The following is a 20,618-nucleotide window of genomic DNA, read 5'->3' on the forward strand; positions in this document are numbered from 1 at the left end:
TAAAAGAGATAATATGATTATCCCTTTTTACTATGGTCGTGGTTCATGTTTCGTCGTTTTACTCTTCTTTCAATTGTTGCAATGTCTTCATGCGTATTAGCCCAAGTTCCGTCCTCGGTTAGCTCCGTGGAAACTTATCGTATTGGAGGTACTCTTGTTAGGCTTATTATCCACAACATGGAGATTAATCCAGTGATTGAAGTCGATACAATTAATCGTTCAGATTATGAAATAAATGATGTATTTCGAGTTTCCTCCATTTCTCTAGATAATGAAAAACTGGATTTCAACCAGAGTGCTGGCGTGTTTGTAGAAGAGTATGGAGAGCGTGATAATAAAGTATTTTTCGTGCTTGATTACTTTTATCTACATGGGGGAGGAAGCGTTCTTGTGGATTGTGAAGTCTCATTCGAAAAAGAGAAGATCTTACCCCCAGAATGTAGAGTGAAGGTAAACTGAGAAATCGGCCGAGTTGCTTTGCTTACACGCTTATCTCACTAAACCTTAATCCAGATTAAAGTTTTGCCACCCACGAGGCATTAAGGTGCGCCTGTAGTTTGCAGGTCTCACGGATTCAGAGAAGGAACAGCCATACGTTGTGTATCGCTGTTCCTTTTTTGTTCTTGGTTACTTGGGAAAAGATAGAACCATAAAGACAACATTAAGAGGACTGGTTTTGAGCATTTTGTTTTCCGAAGCCCGCATTGGCAACATGACCCTAAAGAACCGTTTTGTGCGCAGCGCAACGTGGGAGAACATGGCGACCGAAGATGGCCACATGACGGATAAGCTTTACGATATTTACGAAGAGTTGGCGAAAGGTGAAGTGGGTCTAATTGTTACTGGTTATGCCAATATCGTGGAAGAAGAGAAACCCAACGCTGGGATGATGGGGATCTACAACGACTCTTTTATTGAAGAATACAAAAAGCTAACAGAGCTAGTACATCAACACGATTCTAAAATCGTAATGCAAATTGCTTACGGTGGAACCAAAACCACCTATAACGTCGGTGAGCGTGTCATCTTTGCTCCGAGTGACGTGCCTGAGCGTGGCACGAATACGCAAGGCAAAGTGATGACTAAGGACGAGATCGATTACATCGTAAAGGCATTCGCATTGGCGAGTAAACGTGCTCAAGACGCTGGTTTTGACGGCGTAGAGATTCATGCGGCACACACTTACTTAATTAACCAGTTTTTAAGCCCGTACTATAATCGTCGCGAAGACGAATACGGTGGTGGCTTAGAAAATCGCATGCGCTTTCTTTTAGAAATTTATTCTGAAACCAGAAAGCTGGTTGGAAGCGAATTTCCCATCCTCGTTAAACTGACGGCAACAGAGTTCTTTGACGGCGGTTTAACGTTCGATGAAACTCGCGTCGTTTGTAAGAAACTCGAAGAAGTGGGCGTTGATGCGATCATCGTGTCTGGCAATATTCACGGCAAAGCAAACGAGCTTGTTGGTGAAATGTTCGATGGTTACACACTAAAAGAAGAAGGCTATTTTCACGAATATGGGCACGTGATCAGTCAGGACGTTAACATACCGGTGATTACTGTCGGCGGATTGAGTGACATTGATGCGATTGAGAAAATTGCAGAAAACACAGATATCCAATTTTTCGCTGTGTCACGTCCTTTATTGGCTGAGCCTCAGTTAATAAAGCGCTGGAAAGAGGGTAATCGAGCGCCAGTGGATTGCGAGCGCTGCTCAAAATGCCGTACCAAACGTGGTAACTTTTGCGTAGTGTATAAGAACCGAAATCGTCGCAAAAAATAGAACGAAGCGAATACACAAATACAAATTAGCCTCCACTCTGAATATGGAGGCTTTTAATTATCCGCATGTTAATCGAACCATTATTTATCTTCTTTTTGATAGTTTAAATAATGCACACAAAGATCGTGAAATGCTTTAGCTTGAGGCGAGATCGTGCGATCGGTTAACGTAAATATACCAATTTGCCTTTCAAGTGGTGGATCGATAAGCGGAATCCAAACCAAGCGTGTTTCATTGGTTGGGAAAGCAAGCTTCGGTAGTGTCGTGACACCAATCCCAAGTTCTAAGACAGAAAACAGCGAAGTAATATTTTCGACCGAATAGAGCGCTTGCTGACTCAGAGCTCTTGCTGGGGTTGGATCGAGAAGTGTACAAGTGCCGTTACGGATAAAGGGTTGTTCCAACAAAGTTTGCCACTCGATTCCTTCTGGATGACTCGCAATAGGGTTGTCCTTTAAACACACCACGCCTATTGGATCGGCTAACAGCGGCGTAAAGTCAATGCCGCCCTCATCGAGGTGAGAGGGGTTACCGAGCGCTAAGTCGACCTCACCGGAGAGTAGGCGAGCCTCGACGCCAGCGGCATTATCGTCTATCAAGCTTACTTCTACATTTGGATACTGTTCGCAAAAGGCGCCCAACACGCTAGGAATGAGCTTCGCTGCAACAGAAGGAACGCTCGCAATTCGCACTCTCCCTTGCTGTCCGGCAGCGGCTGCTTTGAGATCGTTGTCTAGTGCACTGTAGATATTGAGAAACTGAACCACTTTGGGAAGACAAATTTCACCAAACGGGGTCAATTTGGTTTTGTTTCCGGGTTCAAACAGCGTTTGCCCTAGAATTTTTTCAAGCTCTTTTATCGATGTTGACAGTGCCGCCTGAGAACGATTTGCACGATGTGAAGCGGCTCGAAAGCCTCCTTCCTCGACTACCATCACAAAATGCATTAATTGTTGAAGCTTAATACTCATCCCTAATGCCTCTTAATCCCTTTATTTACGTTATTTTAAACAGAATGATAAGTTTAATTTATCAAATGTCAAAAATTTACCGTTAGATTTATCGCCTGTCAATGTGCATCATTTAACCATATTGAAACAAAGCTGTTACAAAGGTTGAAAGGCACGTGAATACTCCTACTAAAAAACACCCAGTTAAAACCAGTCTATTTGCTTCTAAAGCGCCGCTTGAATGGGCGATAGTCAACAACGGAACCCTGTATACGGCTCAAATTCCTATTGATGACACAGGCGCGGTTGTGGAAGGCGGTATCGAAGCACAAACACGTCAAACCTTTAACAATCTCATTCACACCCTGGAGTGTGCAGGGGAGTCTTTGGACTCGGTGTTGCAGGTCCTGATTTATGTGACCGACAGAGAATACTTAAAGACCGTTAACCAAGTGTACGCGGAATATTTTGAAGCGCCGTACCCAAATCGCGCCGCCATGGTGGTTGCAGGGTTAGCGCGAGAAGAGATGTTGGTGGAGTTTGTTGTCTACGCGTCGGCAAGCCAACCAGAATAAATCCAATAAGAACAATTAGAGATCAGTGAGTGGGTGGCTTGCCATCACAAATCGGAAGAACAAGGAAAGAACCATGACTTTTATTAACAATGTTCAAGCAGAAAAATCCCTCTATATAGCAGGTGAATGGCAATCGGGCATGGACACCATCGCCAATATTAACCCTTCTGATATCAGTGAAAACATTGGCGATTTCGCACAAGCGAGTGTGTCGCAAGTAGAGCAAGCGATTCAAGCGGCTAAATCAGCGCAGCCAGAGTGGGAAAAAACACCAATCGAGCGCAAGCAAGCAGTGCTACAAGCGATTGGTGATGAGCTCATTGCACGATGTGACGAATTGGGCACCTTGCTTTCGCGTGAAGAAGGTAAGCCATTTGCTGAAGGTCGAGGTGAGATTTACCGTGCTGGCCAATTCTTCCAATACTTTGCTGCTGAGGTTCTGCGTCAAATTGGCGATAGCGCTGCTTCCGTCCGTCCAGGTGTCTCCGTTGAAGTTACTCGCGAAGCCGTCGGCGTTATCGCCATTATCTCTCCTTGGAACTTCCCAACAGCAACAGCGGCTTGGAAAATCGCGCCAGCACTTGCGTTTGGCAACAGCGTCGTCTGGAAGCCTGCCAACCTAACCCCAGCAAGTGCCGTTGCGCTGACAGAGATTATCCATCGCCAAGGTTTACCTGCTGGCACGTTTAACCTCGTTTTGGGTAGCGGTTCGCAAGTAGGTAATACCCTTATCAATTCGAAGGATGTGAACGGCGTGAGCTTCACTGGTTCTGTGGACACAGGCCGTAAAGTTGCAGCGGCAACGGCACCAAATTTTGTGCGTTGTCAGCTAGAGATGGGTAGCAAAAATGCGCTCGTAGTGGCAGATGATGCAGACATTCAGATTGCTGTCGAAGCAACAATCGCAGGCTCATTCTCGGGTGCAGGTCAAAAGTGCACCGCGTCTTCTCGTCTTGTCGTTATGGACGGAGTTCACGACGCGTATGTTGAAGCGCTAATCAAACGCATGAGCGAACTTAAAGTGGGTCACGCTCTAGAAGAGGGCGTGTTCATGGGCCCTGTTGTTGATGGTAACCAGCTGAATGCGAACTTTGAGTGGATCGAAAACGCGCGCCAAGCGGGCGCAGAGCTGGCTTTTGGTGGCGAGCGTCTGAGCCTAGATCATGACGGGTACTACATGTCACCAACCCTGTTCTTGAACACACAAAACAGCTGGGAAGTGAACCAAGAAGAAGTCTTTGCACCAATGGCAAGCGTGATTCGCGTTTCTGATCTGGATGAGGCAATTGCAGTCGCGAACGATACGCGCTTTGGCCTGACAGGCGGCATTATCACGCAAAGTCTGCGCAATAGCGCGATCTTCAAACAGCAAGTCCAAACGGGCTGCGTCATGGTTAACTTGCCAACTGCGGGTACAGATTATCACGTCCCATTTGGTGGCCGTAAAGAATCTAGCTTTGGCCCTCGTGAGCAAGGGCAGTACGCCAAAGAGTTCTACACCGTGGTGAAAACCGCTTATCAGCGCCCTTACTAAGAACAGCAGGGTAGCTGATGGTGTCAGTTACCCGCACTGAAAGGCTAAGAAATTGTTTAAGGAGTGGTTATGTACCAACAACGGATTGTGATTGACGGATTGCAGTACTGCAATTGGGATCGAGAGTATTTCCAAACGCTTAAGGCGAGTGGCATTACCGCCGTTCATGCCACCATCGTCTACCACGAAACTGCGCGCGAAACCTTAACGCGTTTTGCTGAGTGGAACTTGCGCTTCGAGCAAAATGCGGACCTCATCATGCCTATTTATTCAATGGCAGATGTAGAAAAAGCCAAAGCAGAAGGTAAAGTCGGCATCTTCTTCGGCGCGCAGAATTGCTCACCGATTGATGATGAAATTGGCCTGATTGAAGTGATGCGCCGCCAAGGTCTGCTGATCATGCAACTGACCTACAACAACCAAAGCTTACTGGCGACAGGTTGTTACGAACAAAACGATTCCGGCGTAACTCGCTTTGGTAAACAAGCGATTGAAGAGATGAACCGAGTCGGGATGATCATTGATATGTCCCACAGCGCAGAGCGTTCAACGTTGGAAGCTATCGAGCTCTCTTCGCGTCCAATTTGTATCAGCCATGCTAACCCGACGTTTGCGCATGACGCACTGCGCAACAAGTCCAACACCGTGATCAAAGCACTGACGGAGCGCGGTGGTTTGATTGGATTCAGTTTATATCCGTTCCATTTACCAAATGGCAGCCAGTGCACGCTGGATGATTTCTGCCAGATGGTAGCGAAAACCGCAGACATGTTTGGCGTCGACCATTTAGGCATCGGTAGTGATTTGTGCCTAAATCAGCCGCAACAAGTGTTGGAGTGGATGCGCAACGGGCGTTGGTCAAAAGCGATGGATTACGGCGAAGGTTCAGCAAGTAACTCGGGATGGCCAGATGCGCTGCCATGGTTCTGCGGCAGCGCAGGGATGGAGAACATCTACAACGGATTAATGGGTCACGGATTCAGTGAATCTGAGGCTGGAAAAATATTGGGTGAAAACTGGTTCAACTTCCTTAAAGAAGGATTAGAGCCTATTTCATAGCATTCCCCAAAGTAGGAACCGCCTGCCCACATAATAACAATACGGCAGGCGTAAAACTCACATTTGTAGCCAGTCTTTGGCTGCTGCAAAGAACCTCTGGAGCCAGAGTATGTCTGATTTAACCAATAGCATGAAAGCTTCCACGATGAGCGTGTCATCGGGCAAGTCAAAAGCAAAACACAACACATCAACAACAGAAAACACGACGGACAAATTAGGACTGAATAACCCGGCCTTTTGGTATAGCGGTGGTTTCATCGCGTTGTTCGTTGCTATTGCACTTTATGACGGCGAGCTGTTATCTACGATCGTTAACGCTGGCTTTGGCTGGGCAGTTCAGGTATTTGGTCCATACTGGCAGTTACTGCTGCTTCTCACTTTTCTTATTGGTCTTGGTTTAGCTGCAGGGCGAACAGGCAAGGTGATGTTGGGCGGGATTGAAAAACCAGAAATGGATTCTTTCCGCTGGATGGCGATTATTTTCTGTACCTTATTGGCTGGTGGTGGCGTTTTCTGGGCCGCGGCTGAGCCTATCGCGCATTATGTGAGCCCACCTCCTTTGTACGGCGCGCAAGATAACCCGCAGCAAGGTGCGGTGAATGCGTTGTCGCAATCCTTTATGCACTGGGGCTTTCTAGCTTGGGCGATTGTAGGTAGCTTAACTTCCATCGTGGTGATGCACCTACATTACGACAAAGGTTTACCACTAAAACCCCGTATTTTGCTTTACCCAGTCTTGGGCGAACGAGCACTTAAAGGCCAACTCGGTGCATTGATTGACGCATGCTGCATTATCGCGGTAGCCGCGGGCACCATTGGTCCAATTGGGTTTCTGGGCTTGCAGGTTAGCTACGCGTTAAATGCGTTGTTTGATATCCCTGATGGCTTTACCACTCAGCTTATCATCATCTTGTTTGCGATTGCGCTTTACACCTTGTCAGCACTCAGTGGATTAAGCCGAGGCATGCAACTGCTTAGTCGTTACAACGTGATTTTGGCAATGGCATTGATGGTTTACATCCTGTTTTTTGGTCCGACGAATTTTATCTTTAACGGATACATTCAAGGTGTAGGAAGCATGTTGGATAACTTTATCCCAATGGCGACCTATCGCGGTGACGAAGGTTGGCTAAGTTGGTGGACAGTATTTTTCTGGGGCTGGTTCCTGGGTTATGGTCCGATGATGGCAATCTTTATTGCGCGTATTTCCCGTGGTCGAACTATTCGCCAAGTTATTTCCACCATCAGTATTGTGGCTCCGTTAACCACCTGTTTTTGGTTCACGATTGTGGGCGGCTCTGGCCTTGCGTTTGAAATTGCTGAACCGGGTAGCGTGAGTGCGGCGTTTGAGGGCTTTAACTTGCCAGGTGCTTTGCTTGCAGTGACTCAGCAACTACCAATGCCAATGCTGACTTCAATTCTATTTCTGATTTTAACCACGATCTTCATCGTCACGACGGGCGACTCAATGACCTACACAATCAGTGTCGTGATCAGTGGTGAAACGGAGCCGAATGCGATCATCCGTACCTTCTGGGGAGTAATGATGGGTGTGACGGCATTGATCCTAATTTCCCTTGGCTCTGGCGGCATCTCTGCTCTGCAATCTTTCATTGTGATTACCGCGGTTCCGGTTTCGTTGATTCTGTTACCGTCACTTTGGAATGCACCGCAAATCGCAATCAAAATGGCGAAAGAGCAAGGGCTATAACAATTATCTAATTCAAACAACGTGGAGCTTGTGCGGGTGTTTTCCTCCTGCATCCGCACAAACCCTAGTATTCTTACAATAACAAATAGGTGGTGAGCAAAATGGATGCACATCGTTCTACTTATACGGAAGCAACTATGCGCGATGCAGCGATTGTCATGGCAGCCGAAAGGCTTGGCGCAATGCACCAAAACCGAATTAGCTTTGTACGCAGTCTGATTCGTAATATGGCAAGCCAAAACTGGCAAGTAACCAAGCATGAGTGGCAGCTTTGTCCTCGTGGTTATGGTCATGTGATTTACAAATTGACCACGCCAGAGCACGTTTATCATTTGGTGGTATTCTGTGATGAAATTGCCGACGACGAGCGTAATGATCGCGTAATTGCTGAAAAGTGGGACGTCACATTTGCACTGGTTCAAGGCGATGTTGATGTTACTTTGTTGGAAAGATTGCGAGAAAATGTACCGCTGCAAGAAGCGGGACGTAATCCAAACAACGTACTTGTTCTTGCTCGCGCAAACAAAAGTGTGCGCGTGTTTGAGCACATTGTTAGCGCGCTTTCTCAAGGCGAGCAGCCTGAGCCGAAAGAGTTAGCGGAAGTGGGTTATATCCTGCGTACCACAGCTGTTTATGGTAACGGAAAGTTTGGTATCGCCGATTTCAAACTGTTAGAGAACAACTCAGATTTCAGCCAGTCTTTTAGTGCGCAAATGTGTGCCGTATATATGTTGCGTGAATTCAGCCTCGATTGGGTGCACTATCTGGCACTTCAACAAGGTGGCGACAACGCGGTGGCTTTGCATCGTGGCTTGCAGCGCTACCTTGGTGTCGGCAATGCGACTGGCTTAGGCATGGCTCCATACTTGATTAATCACCCGTGTATTGTTGACCAATGGATGACCTCTCGTGAACGTGCGGTAGCGCGAGTCTTTGCGATGCCATGTGAAGCGTCGTTCCATGCTCCTTTGCAAGGATTACTACAAAAAGCACAGCGTCATTTAGAGCAAGTCATCACCATCAATGAACATCAAGACAGGCTCAATCATCAAGCGATAGCAGACATCAAACAACTGCTATCGAAGCTAGCAACGTTAATGGCATTACATCCGAACTGGGCGAGTTTGGTCGAGCATAAGAAAACAATGAGTGTGGAAGCCCAAGAAATTCTCACCTCTTGCTTGATCGAACTCTACCCATCTTTAGTGGATGAATTTGCTAGCCAAATGAATACGGATGAAACGTTATCTATTCCGGGCGGGAAAAAGATCCAAGATTTACTGGAAGTGTTGCAAAGCAAGTACCGCTGGGCGATTGATGCGGATTACTCACTAGCCGAGAACAACTACTGGTTCTGGTATCGCTCACAAGATAAAGAAGAGCCAAGGCTTGGTGTTCGCGGGGAAGAGGCTGGAGAAGAAAAAGAACTGCCGCTTGATATCGGCAGACAAGTGAATCGCTTGTACCAGGCCTTGCTTGACTGTGATGTAGAAATGTCCGTAGCAGAGTTTCTATTGCAAAAACCGGCTTATCGTTCGATCACACGTCGCGTATGGACGCTAGGCAACCGTGCGATGGGGGATATTCAAATGAATGTGCTGCGTAAAGATGCGTTACCAATGCACTTACTGCGCTGTAAATTGGCGATCTTTGGCGCGACTAAGTTTGATCCGCGCTCGGATCGTTGGGTTCGAGTAACTTTCTTCCAAGGTGCGCCGTTGTTAGATGAAATTCACGACCCTAAACTGGCAGACACATGGATTTTCCCTAGCATGCCGCCACGTGACGAAATTGCGCAAAGTGATAATCAAAAAATCAGTGGAGGATTTGCATTATGATCGTCTCTCACAACGAATTGGTGGCCGCGGTTAATAAGGCATTTCTTGGCATGCGCCGTCACTGTGGTGAGGCGGATGTCATTGCGAACATGGTGGCGGACTTGCAAATGGTTGGCTTACATGGAGTTCGTCATTTTAATAACGCCAGTCTGTTTCTTGGGTTAGATTCAGACTGCGCCGTATCGGTGACCAACAGTACGCCGTCAAACATAGAGGTAGAACTGCACAACGGGAGTGTAGCGTGTCATTTACCTGCTGTGTTGGATTTCGCACTTGAGAAAATGATTAACCGTAAGTCGATTACTATCACGTTGACGCAGTGCCATAACCGTTGGCTAGGTTTTAGTGAGTTGTTGAAGCTCTCTGCAAAAGGCATTGCGTGCCGTGCGCAATGGGTCAATGGCTCTAGTCCCAAGCGAACGCTTTATGTGTTAAACCGTGGACGAATCGCGCCAGAAGTCTTTTTCTCGGATCAGTTTGATGGGCATGATACGGATTTGCATAGTATGGTTATCGAGCTCTCCGTGAACGATTTCGATATCGAGAAAAGTGCACAAGGGTATACCACCCACATTGAAGGTGATGAGTTAAGCCGCACGCAACAAGCTTCTTGGCAAAATGGTATCTTTGTCGAAGACCAAGAATGGGAAACACTGAAACAAACCGCAACCGCGTTGCTGGTGGAGAACAGTGAGCGTTCTATGCTCGGTGCTGGCGGTGTGGTTTAAGCGATGAAAGGCGATGATTCCAAGTAGAAGTGATGAAGGCTGCTCTTTAGCGGCCTTTTTTGTGCGCGAAGTTTGGTCACTTCTGAAGTTCAAAGACTATGATTACCGTTATCCGCAAGATGGAGCAACACAGGTAAGAAAAATGGATCTGCAAGAGAACAAAAGAAATGCCATTGCGTTTTACGAAACCGCCTATCGAGGTAATCCAAGAAAAGCGGTTGAAGACTATGTTGGCGATGAGTACATCCAGCACAATCCATTAGTTGGAAATGGCCCCGAGGCTTTTATCGAGTATTTTGAGCGGATGCAAAATGAGTATCCCAATAAAGACATTACGTTTGTGCGAGCCATTGCTGAAGGGAACTTGGTGGCACTACACACTCACCAAACATGGCCTAATGATATTGAATACGTGACGATGGATTTCTTTCGTTTTGATCATAATGGGAAGATTGTTGAACATTGGGACGCTCTGCAAGAGATCCCTAAAGAAACATTGAATGGTCACACCATGTATTAACGAGTCGTTGACGAGTCTCCCATGCCGTTTATTCAAACGGTATGGGAGGTTAAATGATTTGTGGCACTTTAAGTATTAATCATCAAAGCGCTTTTTCGATTCTCACCGCGACGTCTTCAGATACCCAGCCTTTCCACAAGTCAGGGTAGGTATTAAAGAAGTAAAACATCGCTTCTTCACCGTCCGCGTAGTTATCTTCCATCCAGGCCAGCATTTCACTCATTTGCTCGTTGGTAAATCCGCGTTTCTGCAAGTACGTGAATGCTTGGGGTTCTTTGCTCGCAAACGCCTCAGTTGTTACTGTGCGAACTGGAGAAGGTGGGTACATTGTTACTTTTGGTGAAGCGCAATCAGGCTGAGTGGTACAGTTGCGATACTCTTCTAAATCTGTCCCGCTACCAAAATCCACTTTGATCATATCATACTTGCCCAATACGGGGGTCGGTGACCAGTAGTAACCAAACCAAGGCATTTTGCGATCATAGGCTTTGGCGATGGTGCCAGCTAATGCTGCGCCAGATCCTGGGTCAACCATCTCAAAGCCGTGCTCACTTAACCCTAATGCATTAAACAAGTGACCGGAGGTGATTTGGCATGTCCAACCAGCAGGGCAGCTATAGAACGCGAACTTGTCATCATCTTCTGGGTGTTCAAATAGTTTGGCGTGCTTGATGACGCCTTCTATCGTCGCGAGTTCTGGATACTGTTTTACCAGATAGGCGGGAACCCAAAACCCTTCTTCACCACCATTGACAAGCGATTCACTAGCGATGCGCAAGCGTTTATCCGCAATCCCTTTATCAAGTGCTTCTTTAATACCGTTTGTCCATAACTCTGGCGCAACGTCAGGCTGTCCCTTTTCAATCATAGAGGTGCCTGTAGGAACGCTATCACCAGGGATCAATTCCGCATCGCACTGGTAGCCTTCATTTAAGACAAATTGGTCGATGTGCGCCATTAAGCTGGCCGAATTCCAATTCATGTCTGCGATGGTTATTTTTCCGCATTCGTCCGCATTTGCATGAGTAGATAATGCTGATAGCAGCAGAACAGATAGCATTGAAGGTGTCGTCTTCATGTGACTGAATTTCCTTGTCGTTGTCATTTACTTCAGTATATACATCGGTTTATAAAGATTCAGTGAACAAGTTTTTTTCAGTGGCGTTAAGCATAAAAACGGCGATTTATGAAGTGTTTGGTGAGAAGGGTTTAAAGGGCGTTAATACAGCAAGAACACTCCTTCGTAGCCGCCAATCTCAATATGAGAAACATAGTCGCCGATGTTACCGTCTTGATCTACAGGTCGCATAGGCTCTGGAAGCACGATTGACATCTTCGGTGAGGTGAAATAATCGATATTCTTACCAAAGAAATCAGTTCGATACAGAACTCGGCCTTTGGTGAATTCGCGGGCTAACACCATCTCTGTAGGGCCATGCATCACTACCGTATCGTCTGAGTGATACGCAAAGTACGTATGGGTTGGTAACAAATCGATAGCGCCATTAGGCAAGTCAGGATGAGCCACTATGCTCATAGAAGCATCTCCAATCACTGTGTAATCGGCGGAATAGGGCGTGCTGGTGGACATCATTACCGGAGTCGCCTGATACCCCTCTGGTATTTGATTGGCAGGCTCTCCCAAATCAACGGCAAGCAAGGTGCTAGGTTGATAAGCAATATTCATTGGTACGCCTGCCTTCCAGAAGTTGTCACTTGTTGTGTTATTACTTCCATATAAGTAGCCATTGTTCCACTGATTAAAGTAACTGCGCTCAGGGTGATAGTTTAAGTAGAACACTGCTAGTGCAGAGTATTGGTCCTGTTTCCAATTGTCTTCTGTGTTCCCAAAGTATTGAACGCGACCATAACGCGTTGTCGCTTGATAAATCACTTTCTGGCCAGCTTTGGCGAGTGCAGAGTTATCCCAAAACTTAGCTAACCCAGCATAGCCACTAAAGCCGGTAGAAGGGAAAAGGTAGTGCTCGCGCAAGTACAAGGAGCCAGCGTTAACCAAGTGGTTTTGCCCATTACGACCGAATAAGTTTGCCGTACCTATGTTGAGGCCAATTAACGCATCTTCATCCAGCGTTGCCAGTTTATTCAAGAACGCCGAGAATTGCGCCTTGTACGCATCGTCAGCAGCTTGGCTACCCGCCACCAAACCAAGCTCATCCACTGTGCCTCCGGAATATATGTAGAACTGATTTGCACCGAGTAACTTATTCGTATCGTCGTTGTACGCACCATTTAAACCTTGTTTCGCCCATTCAGCTTGGTAAGAGTGGCGCATTGTATTGGCAAAAAAGGGATTGCCGAGATTGGTCAATGCCCAAGAAGAGGTTTGATTCCACATACGACCAAATGGAATAACGCGTGACTCCCAACGAAATCGTGCGGTTGCATTCTTATTTGAACGGTTTTTGTATTCATTCCAAGAAAGATAATTGTCTTGGTTTCGATCTGCAGATGTGTCGAAGCCACGAATTTTACGCCAGCGTTGAATGGTTTGACCTTCAGGTGTCTCCGTTGGTGCTCCTGAGATATAGACGGCAGGGAAGCTATCTTTGAGTTGAATGTTTTCGAGACGTGGGCGGTTTTCTATGTTGTCGTCATGCCAAGTAATTTTCGCAACGTAAAGGCGGCCGCCGTCGCGTAAAAAGGTGGAGCCAAAGTACTGACCGCCACCATAAGTTTTTCCGCTACCATCATGCGTTGTAGCGCGAACCCAATCCAAAGAAACTGACCAGCTTACTGTTTGGTTTTTAGTCATGTTCTCAGTTTTGTCTTTTTTAATCGCGAAGCTTTTCCATTCAGTTACCCGACCAAACGAGTCGATAGCAGAAGGGTATTCAATCGTGAAGCTGCCGCCTTGAGCAAACTGAGAGAACGTAAAGGCTAAGCGGTCGAACTTCTCTGAGTGATAGACATAGAGGGCTCCACCATTATTCGCCTGGCCAAATACATCAGCATCCCATGGCGGTGGTTGATATAGCCAAAAACCGGCGTGGTCAGCGCTGGCGGTATAGCCAACGATCATCGGTTTTCGATTGAGTAGAGTATTCTCACCATGGCTTGAGTCGACTTCAGCTAGGATAGTGTCTTCAGAAAAGTGGAGAAAGAAATCTTCGTAGTCAATTCCATTCAGTTCTGCTTGGTTACGTATATCGTTTTCCAGCCAACCTGAGTTAAGTTCCAGCTTTTGGTTGTACATGTAACCAAGTGCTTGTACACGCTCATTATGACTTTTACTTTCGTAAGCGCCGAATAAGATATCAGCATAATCCAGTTCCCATTCACGTGTAGCCGCAGCAGAGATAGGCTTATCTTGAAGATCAATACCCTGTTCATGCAATCCAGGTAACACGATTGCTGTTCTACTCCAAACGCTGGGTATAGAAAGTAAGCTCAGAGAAGCAAGTGCAATGAGAGAAAAACAATGCGACTTCAACATGGGGTTATCTCACTCATACTTAGATGACTCGAATTAAGGGCCAGAATACAAAGAGAAATTATAGTCCATTCGCGAAGTCGTAATCAGGACCCTGCCATAGAGGACTTTACAGGAAAACTAACAGGGGATGCTGTGCAAAAATGAGCGGGTGTACTTGGAATAGATCATCCTCATAGACTCAAAACTTCCTCTACACGTCAGCACAAAAATAACCACCATTTTAACCTTGTTTCGGTCGTCACCATGTTGTTGGATTTTTCTTCAACAAATTCAGTTAAAACTAACTCTTCAAACCAGTCAGATACTCTGTCTTGGTGGTAGCTGATCATACAAAAAATTAACAAATTAAATTTTTATACATTTTTATTGCATAAAAAGTCCAGTTGAGTAATATAAATACCAAGTGACAATTAATGCGGTATGTCAGCATGACTATTCAGGTAAGCGGAATCAATAAATCCTACGGTGAGACACAAGTGCTTCACGATGTCAGCTTTAAGTGTGAAAGCGGCGAAACACTGGTGTTACTCGGTCCGAGTGGTGCAGGGAAGAGCTCTCTACTACGTGTTCTTAACCTTCTTGAAGGAGCGGATAACGGCCAGTTAAACATCGCTAATGACGCATTCGACTTTTCAACTGAAATCAAAGAGAAGCAAGGTTTAGCGCTTCGTCGTAAAGTGGGCATGGTGTTCCAACAGTACAACCTATGGCCGCATATGACAGTGATGGAGAACCTGATTGAGGCTCCGGTAAAAGTCGCTGGCATGGATAAAGAAGAAGCGAAGAAGCAGGCAATGCAAATTCTTGCGACGCTGCATTTGGCAGACAAAGCGGATGCATGGCCGATGCAACTTTCTGGTGGTCAGCAACAACGTGTGGCGATTGCTCGTGCATTGATGATGAAACCGGAAGTCTTGCTTTTTGATGAACCGACCGCTGCGCTTGATCCGGAAATTACTAACCAAGTCGTTAAGATTATTAAAGATTTAAGCGAAACCGGAATTACACAAGTAGTTGTGACGCACGAAGTGGATTTCGCCAAGAAAATCGCTAGCCACGTACTGTATTTAGAAAAAGGACACATCGTTGAGCACGGCACAAATGATTCGTTTTCTAACCCGCAAACCGCCCAGTTTGCTGACTACTTAAATCACTAAATCACGTTTTTAAAGTTCAGTCTATTTAACAGATAAGCTCGGCTGTCATTGCGAGTGTCAGCCCACTAAGTACACACGGAGTATTGCAATGAAAAAGATTCTACTAGCTTCACTAATCGGACTTGTCTCAGCGAATGCAGCAGCACAAGAAGAGATCAAATTTGCGATGGAAGCGACGTACGCCCCATTCGAATACATGGATGAAAACAACCAAATCCAAGGTTTTGATGTGGATCTGGCGAATGCACTATGTAAAGAAATCGAAGCAAAATGCACCTTCCACAACCAATCTTTTGACAGCCTGATCCCAGCATTAAAATTCAAGCGCTACGATGCGGCAATCTCTGCAATGGACATTACTGAGGCGCGTTTGGAGCAAGTGAATTTCACGAATGCATACTATGACAACTCAGCAGCGTTTGTTTCTATCAAAGAAAAAGTGGCTGATCAAAAAGCACTAGAAGGTAAGCGTGTTGGTGTTCAAAACGGTTCAACACACCAAAGCTACCTGATTGAGCAAATGCCGGGCGTAACCGCGGTTCCTTACTCAAGCTACCAAGACGCGTTCATCGATATGAAAAATGGCCGTATTGATTCTGTATTCGGTGACACAGCAGTCGTAGCAGAATGGTTCAAGAAAGAAGACAACCTAGCTTACGTGGGTGAGCACGTCACTAACCCTAAATACTTCGGTAACGGTTTCGGTATCGCAGTAAATAAAGGTAACGACGAGCTAGTGAACAAGCTGAACACAGCACTGAAAACAGTGAAAGCAAACGGCGAATACGACGTAATCTACAACAAATACTTCGGTAAGTAATATGGCACTAACGGGTTACTCTTTATCGCTTGTTCAAGCTAGTTGGATGACTGTCCAGCTAGCCTTCACAAGCCTCTTAGTCGGTTTGATTCTGGCAGTGGTATTCGCCAGTGGTGAAATGTCTCGCCGCGTTTTCGTTAAATGGCCAATGACGGCGTTTGTGACGATTGTACGCGGTTTGCCAGAAATCCTTGTCGTGTTGTTTATCTATTTTGGTTCGACGCAGGTTCTGTTTTTAATCACCGGCGACTTTATTGAAGTTAGCCCGTTCTTGTCTGGCGTGGTGGCGTTGTCATTGATCTTCGCTTCCTACGCTTCTCAAACTCTACGTGGCGCATTAAAAGCCGTTGGAAGAGGGCAGAGAGAAGCAGCAAGTGCACTCGGCATCAGTCAAGCACACGCTTTTGTTCGCATTGTTTTGCCACAAGCAGTAAGACACGCACTACCAGGTTTAACTAACCAATGGCTGGTTTTGCTGAAAGATACCGCGCTTGTATCACTGATTGGTGTAACGGATTTATTGAAGCAAGCGCAGCTAACATCTGCAGCGACGCATGAAGCGTTTACATGGTACGCAACTGCTGCGGCGATTTACTTAGGCATTACTTTGATTACGCAACGTGCCGTCAAACAGATTGATAAGAAGTTCTCAATTCAAGGCATGAGCATGGGACAGGAGGCAACCGCATGAACGAACAACACGTTTGGCAAATGCTGGATGGCTTAGGCACTAGCCTTCAATTGACCGCCGCTTCCTTGGTTGTGGGCTGTCTTTTAGCTTTGATGATGACGCTGACTCTGATCCTGCGTACTCCGGGTTTGCATTGGGTAAGTCGTGGCATCATCACCTTGTTCACTGGTACGCCTTTGTTGGTACAGATCTTTTTGGTGTACTACGGTCCTGGTCAGTTTGACGCAGTAAGAGAAAGTGTATTCTGGACATGGTTAAGCCAACCTTGGTTCTGTGCGATGTTGGCGTTAGCGTTGAATACCGCTGCATACAGCACTCAGTTGTTCAAAGGAGCGTTTAACGCGATTCCTTCCGGTCAATGGCAAGCGTGTCGTGCATTAGGTATGAACAAAACCGCAACACTAAAAGTACTGCTGCCATACGCTATTCGTCGTGCGGTTCCGGCTTACTCGAACGAAGTGATTTTGGTCTTCAAAGGTACGTCACTAGCAAGCACGATTACGATCATGGATCTGATGGGCTACGCGCAACGCATTAACGCACAAACCTACGACACGTTGACGGTATTTGGTATTGCAGGCGCATTTTATTTAACGGTAAATGGTGTGCTGACTCTCATTTTCCGTCAGGTAGAGAAGAAAGCACTGGCGTTCGAAGCCGCATAATCCTTCGATCAAACATTTATCATTTAGTTCCACAGTGCCTTTGCAAATGACTCTCTTGCAGGGGCATTTTTTATATTCGTTATGGCAAATCCCTCAAGTTCCACCAAACTTAATTCAATGCAATTGTATTGGTGGCACCATGGAAAGAAGACACTTTTTAGCGCTGTGGACATTGTTGTTCGCCTCCTCTTTAAAAGCGACGACACCAATGCGGCCGACGCCAGCACAAACAGAAGGGCCATTTTATCCAGTAGTGGATATTCCTCTTCGTCAAAACTTGATTCTGCAATCAGAAGGCTTGGTCGGTGAACCTATCGTGTTGCAAGGCAGAGTAGTAGATACATCGGGAAACCCAGTTTCAGGCATCAAAGTAGAAATCTGGCAATGCGATGGGCAGGGGATTTACGATCATCCTAAGCAACCAAATAACGATAAGTTTGATGCGCACTTTGCTGGCTTTGGTGCAGTTTTAACTCAATCGGATGGTCACTACTTGTTTCAGACCTTGTACCCCGTGCCTTATGCCTCTCGTCCACCGCACATTCACGTTAAGTTGTGGCGGGATAACCAAGAGCTTCTGACCACTCAGTTGTACTTGAAAGGCAATACTGGCGATGAATGGTGGGGAGGCAAAGCCCGTGATTATCTGCAGTTTGAAACTATACGAATCGACGGGCGGTTAACGGGCGAATTTAACTTTGTGATTGGCTAGCTAATCCGGTTAAACCATTAACTCAACCAATTGCGCCAAGCATTCTTTATCCAGTATCGGATGAGGCTCGACGCCCGTGACCAAAACGATATCCACGGAAGGTAGCGATGGCATATCGTCTAAGATCTTAAGATCCTCGCTAACGCTAATACTGCCCATCGCACCGATAGCCATGCCTGAACGTACAATTGCTCGTTGTGCAGAAGCCGTATTGCAACATGCCAGTAGTTGATAAGGAGTGCCACGTTTGGTTAATCCGTCTACTGCTGCCGCATGGTATTTACAGTCGGTTTGGAATAGGGCGAGAGGGAGAGGTTGGGCGTTCTCAATGTCAAAATCAGGATGAGCAATCCACACGCCTTTGTCGCTTGCTAGCCAATAACCTTCTTCACTATCCGGTGCTCTTGTCACAATAGCGGCGTCTAGCTTTCCTTCATCAAGTTTTTCTCTCAAGGTGATGCTCGGCTCACTAAAGACCTGAATCGAACATGTGGGCTCAGATTGCTGTAATACGCGGATGACTTTAGGCAAGATATTGTCGTTGTAATCTTCTGGGCAACCTAAGCGAAGAGGACGCTTATTTTCATAACGTTTCACTTGTTTCAGTGCTTGATTGTGCAAGCTAACCAATTGCTCTGCGTGAGAGCGTAGTGCTAATCCCGCTTCACTTAAGACAAGATTGCGACCTTCTTTTTCAAACAAACTGACGCTGAGTTCGTCTTCTAGCTTACGCATTTGCGCACTGAACGCGGATTGGGTGCGATTGATCTGCTTGGCTGCACGAGTGAAACTTCCCGTTTCGACAAAAGCCAGAAAGCTGCGTAACGCATCGATATCCATATCTAAAACTCATCCATCGTTTTTGTTGAAGTGTTCCATCAAAACTATCCGTTAGTCCCCTTAAATACAATCAGATATTGTGAATGGGTACTCAAAACACAAACCGCATGGAGGCGTCATGAAACTGTTTATTGCTAACCAAAACTACTCAAGCTGGTCACTGCGCGCATGGCTGATCTTTTCTCAATTCAAACTAGATGTCGAAGTCACCAAGCTCAAATTATTCACGGAAGATTTTTATAAGACCTTGGAAGGTATTACACCAACCGCGAAAGTCCCTACCTTAGTGGATGATGACGCAACCGTGTGGGATTCATTAGCGATTTTGGAATACGTTAACGAGCAATACTTACAAGGCAAAGCATGGCCAAGTAAGTCTGCGGAACGGGCTAAAGCACGCGCCATCGCATCAGAAATGCATTCGGGTTTCTTTAACTTAAGAAGCGAACTCCCAATGAACATCCGCGCACGCAGAAAAGTCGATCTAACGGAGGGGGCACGTAAAGATATTGCTCGCATTGACGCTATTTGGGCAGAGCAAGCAGAACTGCATCCAAACGGTTGGCTATTTGGAGAATGGTCGATAGCGGATGCTATGTATGCACCTGTGGCATTGCGTTTCCAAACTTACGGCATCGAGTTATCGGAAGGTGCCAAAGCTTACCAACAAAAGGTGCTAGCAAGTGAATCTTTACAGCAATGGTTGGAAGAGGCGAACCAAGAAACGGATATCGTAGAAGAAGATGAAGCAGGGGTAGAAGTATAAGCGCATCTTGCGATCGCCTGTAGCAAGGGAAAGCATGACAAAGCACGCTTTCCTCTTCTAGGATGGTTGTAGTTTCCGGCGCGTTTAAGCTAGGTGTTCAACAATCGCTCTGCCTACGCCGTGTGCGCTCGTTGGGTTTTGACCTGTGATGACACGATCATCCACAATTACAAACTCTTGCCATGGTTGCACTTTAGAGTAGCGCGCTGCGTTGCGTGCAAGAGATTCTTCCAATAGGAATGGGATATCGTTGATGGTGCCGAAGTCGATCTCTTCTTCACGAGTGAAACCTGTTACTGATTTAGACGAAAGTAGCTTTTCGCCATTGCTAAGCGTGATAGGTAGAAGAGCGCCCGGACCATGACAAACTGCAGCCACAATACCGCCATCTTCATAGTGTTTTGCAGAAATCTTGGCAAAATCTTCGTTGCTCGCTAGGTCTGAAAGAAGACCAAAACCACCCGGATAGAAGATCGCATCGTAGTTGTCACCGTTGATTTGTGACACTGGAATCGTGTTGTTGATGCGGTTCTGGAAATCATCATCCGCTAAGATTTTCTCGTTGACTGCGTCGCCTTCGATGTCGGTTCCGTACAGTGGTGCTTGCCCGCCTTTGATAGAGGCAATGTCGTAATCGAAGCCTGCATCTAGTAGTTCGCTAAGCGCATGAGTGAGCTCTGGCGCGTAAGTTCCGTTTGCTTGGTCAGTTTCACCTAGGGTCGCATGGTTCGTCACAATGATGAGTACTTTCTTCATGATGGTTTCCTTTTTGGCTTACGTGTATTTGTTGAACACCTTCATACTAATTGCTAAAC

General features: G+C 46.3%; 20 protein-coding genes. 15 read left to right on the forward strand and 5 right to left on the reverse strand.

Going from position 1 to position 20,618, the window contains the following annotated elements; genetic code table 11:
- The first annotated feature begins 45 nt into the window (after nt 1-45).
- Both R7Q09_RS08000 and R7Q09_RS08005 read left to right on the forward strand, forming a co-directional pair.
- Nucleotides 46-459 (forward strand): hypothetical protein, encoded by a 414-nt coding sequence (locus tag R7Q09_RS08000; RefSeq protein WP_258640527.1) that lies wholly within the window; start codon nt 46-48, stop codon nt 457-459.
- A gap of 217 nt (nt 460-676) precedes the next feature.
- Nucleotides 677-1,783: an NADH:flavin oxidoreductase gene (locus R7Q09_RS08005; RefSeq protein ID WP_318070660.1), complete on the forward strand. Its 1,107-nt coding sequence runs from the start codon at nt 677-679 to the stop codon at nt 1,781-1,783.
- An 80-nt stretch (nt 1,784-1,863) separates the two neighbouring features.
- Here R7Q09_RS08005 and R7Q09_RS08010 read toward each other — a convergent pair whose 3' ends face one another.
- A complete protein-coding gene (locus tag R7Q09_RS08010; RefSeq protein WP_005375788.1) occupies nt 1,864-2,754 on the reverse strand; it encodes a LysR family transcriptional regulator in 891 nt (296 codons plus the stop codon).
- A gap of 155 nt (nt 2,755-2,909) precedes the next feature.
- On the opposite strand from R7Q09_RS08010, the gene R7Q09_RS08015 reads away from it, so the two are divergent.
- From R7Q09_RS08015 to R7Q09_RS08045, 7 genes are all read left to right on the forward strand, one after another.
- Nucleotides 2,910-3,308 carry a RidA family protein gene (locus R7Q09_RS08015; RefSeq protein WP_005375789.1) on the forward strand — a complete coding sequence of 133 codons (399 nt, stop codon included), beginning with the start codon at nt 2,910-2,912 and terminating at the stop codon, nt 3,306-3,308.
- A gap of 73 nt (nt 3,309-3,381) precedes the next feature.
- On the forward strand, nt 3,382-4,842 hold the full coding sequence (locus R7Q09_RS08020; protein WP_318070659.1) for an aldehyde dehydrogenase family protein: 1,461 nt from the start codon (nt 3,382-3,384) through the stop codon (nt 4,840-4,842).
- A gap of 69 nt (nt 4,843-4,911) precedes the next feature.
- Nucleotides 4,912-5,901, forward strand: a complete 990-nt coding sequence (locus R7Q09_RS08025) for a membrane dipeptidase (protein WP_053303711.1) — start codon at nt 4,912-4,914, stop codon at nt 5,899-5,901.
- A gap of 109 nt (nt 5,902-6,010) precedes the next feature.
- Nucleotides 6,011-7,612, forward strand: coding sequence for a BCCT family transporter (locus R7Q09_RS08030; RefSeq protein WP_154203911.1), 1,602 nt, complete (start codon nt 6,011-6,013; stop codon nt 7,610-7,612).
- Between the two features lie 101 nt (nt 7,613-7,713).
- Nucleotides 7,714-9,450, forward strand: coding sequence for a hypothetical protein (locus R7Q09_RS08035; RefSeq protein WP_318070658.1), 1,737 nt, complete (start codon nt 7,714-7,716; stop codon nt 9,448-9,450).
- A complete protein-coding gene (locus R7Q09_RS08040; RefSeq protein ID WP_053307776.1) occupies nt 9,447-10,178 on the forward strand; it encodes a DUF3726 domain-containing protein in 732 nt (243 codons plus the stop codon). The genes R7Q09_RS08035 and R7Q09_RS08040 overlap by 4 nt, the downstream gene beginning before the upstream one ends.
- Nucleotides 10,179-10,320: 142 nt before the next feature.
- Nucleotides 10,321-10,698, forward strand: coding sequence for a nuclear transport factor 2 family protein (locus tag R7Q09_RS08045; RefSeq protein WP_005390944.1), 378 nt, complete (start codon nt 10,321-10,323; stop codon nt 10,696-10,698).
- Nucleotides 10,699-10,780: 82 nt separating this feature from the next.
- Here the strand turns inward: R7Q09_RS08045 and R7Q09_RS08050 are convergent, their stop codons facing one another.
- Both R7Q09_RS08050 and R7Q09_RS08055 read right to left on the reverse strand, forming a co-directional pair.
- On the reverse strand, nt 10,781-11,776 hold the full coding sequence (locus R7Q09_RS08050; RefSeq protein WP_318070657.1) for an ABC transporter substrate-binding protein: 996 nt from the start codon (nt 11,774-11,776) through the stop codon (nt 10,781-10,783).
- A 141-nt stretch (nt 11,777-11,917) separates the two neighbouring features.
- Nucleotides 11,918-14,152, reverse strand: coding sequence for a hypothetical protein (locus R7Q09_RS08055; RefSeq protein ID WP_318070656.1), 2,235 nt, complete (start codon nt 14,150-14,152; stop codon nt 11,918-11,920).
- A gap of 428 nt (nt 14,153-14,580) precedes the next feature.
- On the opposite strand from R7Q09_RS08055, the gene artP reads away from it, so the two are divergent.
- The 5 genes from artP (at nt 14,581) to R7Q09_RS08080 (ending at nt 18,197) form a co-directional block, all read left to right on the forward strand.
- Nucleotides 14,581-15,309, forward strand: a complete 729-nt coding sequence (artP, locus tag R7Q09_RS08060; RefSeq protein WP_017634245.1) for an arginine ABC transporter ATP-binding protein ArtP — start codon at nt 14,581-14,583, stop codon at nt 15,307-15,309.
- Between the two features lie 88 nt (nt 15,310-15,397).
- Nucleotides 15,398-16,129 carry an arginine ABC transporter substrate-binding protein gene (locus R7Q09_RS08065; protein ID WP_085568965.1) on the forward strand — a complete coding sequence of 244 codons (732 nt, stop codon included), beginning with the start codon at nt 15,398-15,400 and terminating at the stop codon, nt 16,127-16,129.
- Nucleotide 16,130: 1 nt separating this feature from the next.
- Nucleotides 16,131-16,820 (forward strand): arginine ABC transporter permease ArtQ, encoded by a 690-nt coding sequence (artQ, locus tag R7Q09_RS08070; RefSeq protein WP_151515477.1) that lies wholly within the window; start codon nt 16,131-16,133, stop codon nt 16,818-16,820.
- Complete coding sequence (artM, locus tag R7Q09_RS08075; protein ID WP_005388569.1) at nt 16,817-17,485, forward strand: arginine ABC transporter permease ArtM; 669 nt, start codon at nt 16,817-16,819, stop codon at nt 17,483-17,485. The genes artQ and artM overlap by 4 nt, the downstream gene beginning before the upstream one ends.
- A 139-nt stretch (nt 17,486-17,624) precedes the next feature.
- On the forward strand, nt 17,625-18,197 hold the full coding sequence (locus R7Q09_RS08080; RefSeq protein WP_318070655.1) for a protocatechuate 3,4-dioxygenase: 573 nt from the start codon (nt 17,625-17,627) through the stop codon (nt 18,195-18,197).
- A 9-nt stretch (nt 18,198-18,206) separates the two neighbouring features.
- On the opposite strand, the gene R7Q09_RS08085 is transcribed toward R7Q09_RS08080, so the two are convergent.
- Nucleotides 18,207-19,037 (reverse strand): LysR family transcriptional regulator, encoded by an 831-nt coding sequence (locus R7Q09_RS08085; RefSeq protein ID WP_213914819.1) that lies wholly within the window; start codon nt 19,035-19,037, stop codon nt 18,207-18,209.
- 118 nt (nt 19,038-19,155) lie between these two features.
- On the opposite strand from R7Q09_RS08085, the gene R7Q09_RS08090 reads away from it, so the two are divergent.
- Entirely contained in the window at nt 19,156-19,803 is a 648-nt protein-coding gene (locus tag R7Q09_RS08090) for a glutathione S-transferase family protein (protein WP_033906965.1), read from the forward strand.
- A gap of 84 nt (nt 19,804-19,887) precedes the next feature.
- Here the strand turns inward: R7Q09_RS08090 and R7Q09_RS08095 are convergent, their stop codons facing one another.
- Nucleotides 19,888-20,559 carry a type 1 glutamine amidotransferase domain-containing protein gene (locus tag R7Q09_RS08095; RefSeq protein WP_213972799.1) on the reverse strand — a complete coding sequence of 224 codons (672 nt, stop codon included), beginning with the start codon at nt 20,557-20,559 and terminating at the stop codon, nt 19,888-19,890.
- Nucleotides 20,560-20,618 lie beyond the last annotated feature (59 nt).

The organism is Vibrio sp. 2130-1 (genome assembly GCF_033339515.1).

Bases quoted from the DNA above. Each gene is read 5' to 3' on its own strand.
- R7Q09_RS08030 (WP_154203911.1), top strand. From the start codon at position 6,011: ATGTCTGATTTAACCAATAGCATGAAAGCTTCCACGATGAGCGTGTCA.
- R7Q09_RS08090 (WP_033906965.1), top strand. From the start codon at position 19,156: ATGAAACTGTTTATTGCTAACCAAAACTACTCAAGCTGGTCACTGCGC.
- R7Q09_RS08045 (WP_005390944.1), top strand. From the start codon at position 10,321: ATGGATCTGCAAGAGAACAAAAGAAATGCCATTGCGTTTTACGAAACC.
- R7Q09_RS08080 (WP_318070655.1), top strand. From the start codon at position 17,625: ATGGAAAGAAGACACTTTTTAGCGCTGTGGACATTGTTGTTCGCCTCC.
- artP (WP_017634245.1), top strand. From the start codon at position 14,581: ATGACTATTCAGGTAAGCGGAATCAATAAATCCTACGGTGAGACACAA.
- R7Q09_RS08020 (WP_318070659.1), top strand. From the start codon at position 3,382: ATGACTTTTATTAACAATGTTCAAGCAGAAAAATCCCTCTATATAGCA.
- R7Q09_RS08040 (WP_053307776.1), top strand. From the start codon at position 9,447: ATGATCGTCTCTCACAACGAATTGGTGGCCGCGGTTAATAAGGCATTT.
- artQ (WP_151515477.1), top strand. From the start codon at position 16,131: ATGGCACTAACGGGTTACTCTTTATCGCTTGTTCAAGCTAGTTGGATG.
- R7Q09_RS08085 (WP_213914819.1), bottom strand. From the start codon at position 19,037: ATGGATATCGATGCGTTACGCAGCTTTCTGGCTTTTGTCGAAACGGGA.
- R7Q09_RS08000 (WP_258640527.1), top strand. From the start codon at position 46: ATGTTTCGTCGTTTTACTCTTCTTTCAATTGTTGCAATGTCTTCATGC.
- R7Q09_RS08095 (WP_213972799.1), bottom strand. From the start codon at position 20,559: ATGAAGAAAGTACTCATCATTGTGACGAACCATGCGACCCTAGGTGAA.
- R7Q09_RS08050 (WP_318070657.1), bottom strand. From the start codon at position 11,776: ATGAAGACGACACCTTCAATGCTATCTGTTCTGCTGCTATCAGCATTA.
- R7Q09_RS08025 (WP_053303711.1), top strand. From the start codon at position 4,912: ATGTACCAACAACGGATTGTGATTGACGGATTGCAGTACTGCAATTGG.
- R7Q09_RS08010 (WP_005375788.1), bottom strand. From the start codon at position 2,754: ATGAGTATTAAGCTTCAACAATTAATGCATTTTGTGATGGTAGTCGAG.
- artM (WP_005388569.1), top strand. From the start codon at position 16,817: ATGAACGAACAACACGTTTGGCAAATGCTGGATGGCTTAGGCACTAGC.
- R7Q09_RS08055 (WP_318070656.1), bottom strand. From the start codon at position 14,152: ATGTTGAAGTCGCATTGTTTTTCTCTCATTGCACTTGCTTCTCTGAGC.
- R7Q09_RS08065 (WP_085568965.1), top strand. From the start codon at position 15,398: ATGAAAAAGATTCTACTAGCTTCACTAATCGGACTTGTCTCAGCGAAT.
- R7Q09_RS08035 (WP_318070658.1), top strand. From the start codon at position 7,714: ATGGATGCACATCGTTCTACTTATACGGAAGCAACTATGCGCGATGCA.